General features: G+C 60.9%; 5 protein-coding genes and 1 pseudogene. 5 read left to right on the top strand and 1 reads right to left on the bottom strand.

Translation table 11 applies throughout. The features are described from left to right. The 3 genes and pseudogenes from PF446_RS08300 to ppa all read left to right on the top strand — a co-directional run. Positions 1–457: pseudogene (locus PF446_RS08300) on the top strand (hypothetical protein); the annotation flags it as partial. Positions 458–615: 158 nt separating this feature from the next. Further along, on the top strand, positions 616–1,449 hold the full coding sequence (locus tag PF446_RS08305; protein WP_298070966.1) for a 2OG-Fe(II) oxygenase: 834 nt from the start codon (positions 616–618) through the stop codon (positions 1,447–1,449). A gap of 105 nt (positions 1,450–1,554) precedes the next feature. After that, positions 1,555–2,091, top strand: coding sequence for an inorganic diphosphatase (gene ppa / locus PF446_RS08310; protein ID WP_298070967.1), 537 nt, complete (start codon positions 1,555–1,557; stop codon positions 2,089–2,091). 118 nt (positions 2,092–2,209) lie between these two features. Here the strand turns inward: ppa and PF446_RS08315 are convergent, their stop codons facing one another. Next, positions 2,210–2,857 carry a TetR/AcrR family transcriptional regulator gene (locus tag PF446_RS08315; RefSeq protein WP_298070969.1) on the bottom strand — a complete coding sequence of 216 codons (648 nt, stop codon included), beginning with the start codon at positions 2,855–2,857 and terminating at the stop codon, positions 2,210–2,212. Positions 2,858–3,130: 273 nt separating this feature from the next. On the opposite strand from PF446_RS08315, the gene PF446_RS08320 reads away from it, so the two are divergent. Next, positions 3,131–3,790 (top strand): protein-L-isoaspartate O-methyltransferase, encoded by a 660-nt coding sequence (locus tag PF446_RS08320; protein ID WP_298070971.1) that lies wholly within the window; start codon positions 3,131–3,133, stop codon positions 3,788–3,790. 35 nt (positions 3,791–3,825) lie between these two features. After that, positions 3,826–5,187 (top strand): TolC family outer membrane protein, encoded by a 1,362-nt coding sequence (locus PF446_RS08325; RefSeq protein WP_298070972.1) that lies wholly within the window; start codon positions 3,826–3,828, stop codon positions 5,185–5,187. Positions 5,188–5,327: the final 140 nt, after the last annotated feature.

Raw genomic sequence — 5,327 nt, forward strand, 5'->3', positions numbered from 1 at the left:
CGAAGCTGCGCCCCACTTGAAGGGCGAGTCCAGCGCATTCGTCATCGACATGCCCGAGATGAGCTATGCCGATTCCAACATGGAACAACCCGGCAAGCTGATGCGGGTCTCGGCGATCACGCTCAAGAACGGGCACAAGTACAGCGTGATGTTTGGTGACATCGTGAAAAAGATCGTGGCTGCGGCCAACAAGAGCCATTGGAGCAGCCACTTCCGTTTCCTCGGCGTCGCCTATGGCGGCGAGGGTGCTCCGGACTATCTGGTGGTCAGCTATGCCGGGAGCTGGGCCGAACTCGGCCAGAAATCTGATCCTCCGATGTGGGACATGGTCGCCAAGGTATACGGCAAGAAACAGGCAAACCAGATGCGCGCCCAGATCGGCGAAACCATTCTCAACCAGTCTTCGCACCTGGACAGCTACTCAAAGGACATGAGCTACATCCCTTCGGGCCATTGACCGGTCTGGCGTCTCTCCCGGGGCGGCGATGCCTGTCGCCGCCCCTTTCATGATTTCGCCACACCCCCATCTGCAAGCAAACGCGGAGCAAGTCGACATGCCCACGCACGAACTGAAGCATCGCAAAGCACCCCCGATCCTCATTACAATCGGGCATCATGAGTACCAACACGGCTAATAGTGGATCGCTGCGCGACTGGATCCTGTCGACCGCACGCAGCGGGCATGGCATCGACGATATTGTCAACATGATGCTGCGCGCGGGCTACAACCCTCGCCAGGCAAGACAGATCGTGGCCAAGACCCTGGATCGCCCTGCCGTGGCCTTCGACATGGCCATGCAGAGCCCGGGAGGCAAGCGCACGCGACATCCCGAACCTCCGTACCAGGTCGTGGCCGGGCACCGCACCGAAGTTTCAGTCTGTGTGGAAAAACCACCGATCCGGGTGCTCGAAGACCTGCTGAGCGCAGAGGAATGCGAGCAATTGATCGCACTTGCGCGTCCGCGACTGGACCGCTCGCGCACCGTCAACAAGGACGGCTCCAATCAACTCGACACCGCGCGCACCAGCAGCGGCATGTTCTTCAGCGTGGGCGAGACGCCTCTTATCGAGCGCATCGAGCATCGTCTGGCGGAACTGGTCGGCCTGCCCGCGATTCATGGCGAAGGCCTGCAAGTGCTCCACTACGAACCCGGTCAGCAGTACGAGCCGCACTACGACTGGTTCGATCCCAGCCAGCATGGCTACAAGGTACTGACCAGCAAGGGTGGCCAGCGCGTGGCCAGCGTGATCATGTATCTCAACGCACCCGCCAACGGCGGCGGCACCCATTTCCCCAAGGCGGGCGTGACTGTTTGTGCACGTCGCGGATCGGCGGTCTACTTCGCCTACCAGGGTGGCGACAAGGACTCCCTGCATGCGGGTCTTCCGGTGACCGAGGGCGAAAAGTGGATCGCCACCAAGTGGGTGCGCGAACTCCCGTACCGGTGATTCCGGCAAGGGATCCGGTGGTGGATGCCGGCCTTCATTGTTGCGACGCAACACGGGCTGCCTTATGCTTGCGCGCCCCCTCATGCTTAAAGCAAGGACTCCAAAATGAGCCTCGACCTGGTGACCGCCGGTAATGATGTGCCGGATGAGTGCAACGTCATCATCGAAATCCCGAAGGACGCCGAACCCGTCAAGTATGAGGTCGACAAGTCCAGCGGTGCGATCTTTGTCGACCGCGTGCTCACCACGCCGATGCGCTATCCCTGCAACTACGGCTACGTGCCCCACACCCTTGGCGGTGACGGCGATCCGCTCGACGCTTTGGTGATTCTGCCGCTACCGCTGATTCCCGCCGCAGTGATCCGCTGCCGGACCGTCGGCATGCTGCAGATGAGCGACGAGGCCGGCAGCGACGAGAAACTCCTGATGGTGCCGACCGCGAAGATCTTCAGCGGCTACGCGCACATCGACAACATCGACAAGGTCTCCGGCCACTGGCTCGACCGGATCGGCCACTTCTTCCAGCACTACAAGGACCTGGAAGAAGGCAAATGGGTCAAACTGGACGGCTGGGGAGATGCCGAGGCAGCACGCAAGGAACTGATTGCCGGCATCGAACGCTACAACGCCGAGCACGCCTGAAACGCTATCGCAGCGCCCCGGTTCCACTTGCACAATGCTGCCCCGGATGAGGGGTCGCAAGACATCGCAGGAAAGCGGCGGCACGTCCTTCAATCCGTCGCGCTGTCGGGGTTCGCCGTCAGCGCGCCTTGTAGGCGCGCAGGAACATATCCACCGCGGACTCCGCGTTGTCGATGATTTCCTGTTTGAACTGCTCGCAGGCATTGTCCACACAGCCCAGCAGACGACGCGTGTGCAGATCACCCTTGAGCAGGCACAGGAACTGGCTGGCTGCACGCGGGATGTCATCTATCACCAGGGTGCCGGCGCGCACCTGCTCGGCCAGCAGCACCTGCATCAACCTGCGTGATCGCATCGGGCCTTCTTCCCAGAGCATCTGCCCGAGTACGGCTTCGCCACTACCACATGCGCTGGCGATCGCACGCCAGATGCCGATGGTCTGCGGGTTGGTCATCAGATGGGCATGGTGACCGGCGATCTTCAGCAGCGCCTCACGCAGGGTGTCGCCCGGGGCAACCACGTATAGCTCTTCGGGCACCATGGCCTGGCAGCGCTGGCGCACGGCCTCGCGGAACAGCGAAGCCTTGTCGCCAAAGTGACTGTAGACGGTGAGCTTGGAAACCCCGGCTTGCGAGGCCACGGCGTCCATGCTGGTGTGCTCGAACCCGTGGTCGGTAAACAGCTCTTGTGCTGCCTGCAGGATCGCGGCGCGTTTTTCCATGTCCTTGGGGCGACCAGGACGATGGCATTTGACGGTCAAACTCATCGCACAGCTTCACAGCGTGGAATAATGTCTTTATTATACGGATCGGTTCATTTAATTCCAGCGAACCAGCGGACGGCCGCCACAACGGCCCCTGCCCTGGACATTAAGCCCTGCACATTCAGCCTTGTACTGCAGTCATGATGACTTCCAGCACTTCGAAACGAACGTCCCCGGCCGCAGTATGGGCCGGTCCAATCAGGCTGCTGCAGCGGACCGCGCCCGGATGTCTTGCAGAGACGTATAATCGACGCCTTTCCTTGGTGGATATGCGACATGACGATGAACTTCGAACTTGCCCGCCAGAACATGGTCGAGTACCAGATCCGCTCCTGGGAGGTCCTCGATCCCCGCGTGCTGGATGTCCTCGGACGCGTCCGCCGCGAAGACTTCGTTCCCGCCGCCTACCGTAACCTGGCCTTCTCCGACATGAGTGTGCCACTGGGGCACGGCGAGGAGATGATGCGACCGGTACTCGAAGGCAGAATGCTGCAGGCCCTGACACTGAACGGCAGCGAGGACGTGCTCGAGATCGGAACCGGCTCGGGCTTCGTCACGGGATGTCTGGCTACCCTGGCCCGACGCGTAGCCAGCGTCGATGTGCATGCCGACTTCACCGAGGAAGCTTCCAGGCGGCTGCGCGCAGCGGCCATCGATAATGTCGAACTGTTCACCGACGAAGCCGTCAACGCCTACCAGCCTGGCGGCGTTTTTGATGTCGTGGTCGTAACCGGGGCCGTACACACGATCCCGACCCGGTTCAACCGCTGGCTCAAGCCTGGTGGACGCATGTTCGTGATCCGCGGGCTCTCGCCGGCCATGGAAGCGGTGCTGCTGCATCACGAGGGCGAGGCACGATTCCGCGTGGAAAGCCTGTTCGAAACCGACCTGCCCTACCTTCAGCATGCCGAGCCCATGCGACATTTCACACTCTGAACAATCGCATGCAGAGATTTCCAGGACGAAGCCACATGAAGTATCCAATGCATTTGAAGACCCTGTTCCTTGCGATGACCCTAGCTGCCACGCCGATCCTCGCCCATGGCGAGGATCTGATGCAGGCCTACAGCGACGCCCTCGCCAACGATCCCCAACTGGCACTGGCCAACGCCAACCGCATGAGTGTCCATGAGGGCATCAGCCAGTCTCGCGCTGCGCTTTTGCCCCAGGTCGACGGCAGCCTCAGCCTGACCCAGGACAACCGCGGACGCTCCAACGGCAGCTATGTCGATCCCAATACCGGTCGTATCTTCGTGACACCGGCCACCGGCTACCTGCGCACCCGCAATATCTCGGCCACGTTGACCCAGAGTATCTTCAACTTCAGTAGTTACGAGAATCTCAAGGCCGCGCACGAGCAGTACGACAGCCAGGACGCCCAGTACAAGGCGGCCGAACAAAACCTGATGATCCGTGTGGCCACGGCGTACTTCAATGTGCTCACAGCCAAGGACCAGGTCGAGTTCAGCAAGGCCAACGAAAAGTCACTGGCCCGCGAGCTTGACCAGGCGCGACAGCGCTTCAAGGTCGGACTTTCGGCCATCACCGACGTGCAGGATGCAAAGGCCCAGCACGACGCCGCAAGGGCATCGCTGATCCGCGCAAAAAACGTCCTTGATGACGCGCGCGAGGCCCTGGTCCAAATCACCGACAAGCCGGCCACGGATCTCAAGACCCTGCGTCAGGACCTGCCCTTGAATCCGCCTACACCGAACGACTCCAGAGCCTGGGTCAAGACTGCTCTCGACAACAATCCGAGCATCCAGGCACAGATATACAACGTCGACGCGGCCGATAGCCAGATCAACTCGGCCCGGGGCGGCCATCTTCCGACCCTCAGCGCAAGTCTTTCCTATGGCAAATCATCGAACTGGAGCCAGAACCACGACTTCAACAACAGCCAGCCAAGCGACACCACCATTGGTCTGACCCTGCGCATCCCGATCTTTTCCGGCGGCCTGACCCAGTCAAAGGTTCGCCAATCCATATACCAGCGCAATGCCGCCCAGGACGGCCTGAAATCGCAACGCAGGCAAACCATTCGCGACACCCGCAACTACTATCGCTCGGTCATTGCAGGCATCAGCGAAGTCCAGGCGACCCGCCAGGCCGTGGAGTCGAACAAGAGCGCCCTGGAAGCCACCGAGGCGGGTTTCAAGGTCGGCACGCGCACCATCGTCGACGTGCTGATCAGCCAGCAGAACCTGACCAACGCGAAACAATCGTATTCTCAGGCGCGCCATCAGTTCGTGCTCAACAAGCTGCTCCTCAAGCAGGCTGCCGGAACCATCACGGTGAAGGATCTGCAACACGTCAACGCACTGCTGCAATAAGCCTGCGCAACCGCCACATCTCGATCGTCCTTCTGGTCCCGCCTGCAATTGTGCGGGACTTCAGTCGTCCATCAGCGGACGAATCAATGCCATGATGCGGTCGACAGCACCCTGCTCATGCTCAAATACCCTGCGCGCGG

Source organism: Oleiagrimonas sp. (assembly GCF_027858935.1).
GTDB lineage: Bacteria > Pseudomonadota > Gammaproteobacteria > Xanthomonadales > Rhodanobacteraceae > Oleiagrimonas.

Excerpts from the sequence above, each read along its gene's own strand:
- ppa (WP_298070967.1), top strand. The coding sequence starts at position 1,555 with ATGAGCCTCGACCTGGTGACCGCCGGTAATGATGTGCCGGATGAGTGC.
- PF446_RS08320 (WP_298070971.1), top strand. The coding sequence starts at position 3,131 with ATGACGATGAACTTCGAACTTGCCCGCCAGAACATGGTCGAGTACCAG.
- PF446_RS08325 (WP_298070972.1), top strand. The coding sequence starts at position 3,826 with ATGAAGTATCCAATGCATTTGAAGACCCTGTTCCTTGCGATGACCCTA.
- PF446_RS08305 (WP_298070966.1), top strand. The coding sequence starts at position 616 with ATGAGTACCAACACGGCTAATAGTGGATCGCTGCGCGACTGGATCCTG.
- PF446_RS08315 (WP_298070969.1), bottom strand. The coding sequence starts at position 2,857 with ATGAGTTTGACCGTCAAATGCCATCGTCCTGGTCGCCCCAAGGACATG.